2 protein-coding genes are annotated in these 1,782 nt (G+C 72.3%); one reads left to right on the forward strand and one right to left on the reverse strand.

Annotated elements, in window-relative coordinates; genetic code table 11:
- The first annotated feature begins 24 nt into the window (after nt 1-24).
- Nucleotides 25-1,242 (forward strand): hypothetical protein, encoded by a 1,218-nt coding sequence (locus tag E2651_RS42965; protein WP_135336690.1) that lies wholly within the window; start codon nt 25-27, stop codon nt 1,240-1,242.
- Nucleotides 1,243-1,299: 57 nt separating this feature from the next.
- Here the strand turns inward: E2651_RS42965 and E2651_RS42970 are convergent.
- The coding region (locus E2651_RS42970) for an NPCBM/NEW2 domain-containing protein (protein WP_135336691.1) at nt 1,300-1,782 on the reverse strand (483 nt) is incomplete at its 5' end.

Genomic DNA, 1,782 nt, shown 5'->3' on the forward strand with positions numbered 1-1,782 from the left:
TGAGCGTCTCGTGGGCTCGGAGATGTGTATAAGACACAGTCCTCCGTCCTCGACGCCGCCAAGTCGAGCTTCGACCACACCCCCGTCGACCTGGACGGTGACGAGGACGCCCTCTTCTGGCAGCGGATGAACCTGCGCCTCCTCCACATCTTCCTCATGGCGGAGTCCAGGGCGAGGGGCGACCTCTCCGGTGACGGCGACCGCGAGTACATCGCCCGGGTCCGGGACGTGTTCGCCCGGCCGGTGCCCGCCGCCGCGCGCTTTCCGGGGCTCATCTGGCCGCTCACCGCGTTCTTCCTCGACGGTTCGGCGCCGGACGCGCGGTCCGCCCTGGACGAGGGGATCGCCAACTGCCGCAGGCACGGCGGGGACTGGGAGATCGCGATCGGCCTGATGTTCCGTACGCACATGGCCGTCGACACGCCGGGCAATCTGTCCGGCGTCGACGCGGACCTGGCCGAGCTGCGCACGCTGAGCAGGCGCGCCGGTGACCGCTGGCTCCGCGCCCAGGTGTCCAGCGCGGCGGGTGAGGCCGCGATGGTCCGCGGCAAGCACGAGGAGGCGCGCGCCGCCTATGAGGAAGCGCTGCAGCTCGCCTACGAAGTGGGCGCCCACGCCGAGACGCCGTTCCTGATCGTCCGGCTCGCCGAGATCGCTTACCGCGAGGGCGACCCGGCCGCGGCGGCGAAGGCCCTGCACGAGGCCGGAGTCGAGTCCGATCGCTACGGGGTGGCGGACCCAAGGGCGTTCATGCGGCTCCTCCAGGGGCTGATGGCCCTGGAGGACGGCGACATCGCCCGGGCCCGCGCCCTGTGCGACGCGGCGTACGCGGAAGCGGCCCGCGGCACGCCGCCACCGCAGTTCGACGCCGCGCTGCGGGGCTTCGAGGCCCAGGTCGTGTCTGCCGAGTCCGGACCCCGTCAGGCGCTGCCCCTGAACGCCGAGGCCCTGCGCGGTGCGCTGGAGAGCCACTGCGCGGAGGTGGTGATCGCGGCGCTCGTGGACAGTGGGGCCGCCCTGTTGAGCCGCACCGGCGACCATCCGCGCGCTGCCCGGCTGCTCGCGTTCGGCACGCGGCTGCGGGGCGGCCACCTGCGCCCGATGCCGGATCTCGGCTATGCCGAACAGGTCGAGGCCGAGGCGATCGCCGCGCTCGGCCCCGAGCGGTACGAGACCGAGCGGGCCACGGGCGGCGAGCTCACCGCGGCCGACGTGCTCGCCGAACTGACCGCCGCGTTCTGACGCCTACGTACAGCGTGACGCCTACGTACAGCCTGACGCCTACGTGCAGCCTGACGCCTACGTGCAGCGGAACCGCGACTGCGCCCAGTCCGCGAGCGCCCCGGTGTCGAACGGCGAGTGCGGCTCGACGACCAGGCGGATCGACTTGCGCCCGGTCAGGTTCACCTGGACCGGCACCGCCGGGTCCCCGCCCTTGATCAGCGGCGACTGCCACAGTCGTACGTCGTCGGCGAAGACGGAGAACCGCACCTTGCCGAGGCCCATCGTCATGTCGTCGACGCCGACGAGCGCGTCGTAGGACGAGCACTTCCGGTTCAGGTCGATGGTGACCGAGGACTGGCCGTGCACCGTCACGCCGTGGGCGTACCGCGTGTCCGCGATCGACAGGCCCGAGCGCTGCCAGACCCAGCTGCTCTCGCCGAGCCGCATCTCGGGCTTCGTGCCGTCGCCGAGCCCGCCGTACTGCAGCTCGCTCCACTGGTAGACCTTCGGCGCGGGCGGCGGCGGAGGCGGTGGCTTGGGCTTCGGCTTGGTCGGGGT

Source organism: Streptomyces sp. MZ04 (assembly GCF_004684775.1).
GTDB lineage: Bacteria > Actinomycetota > Actinomycetes > Streptomycetales > Streptomycetaceae > Streptomyces.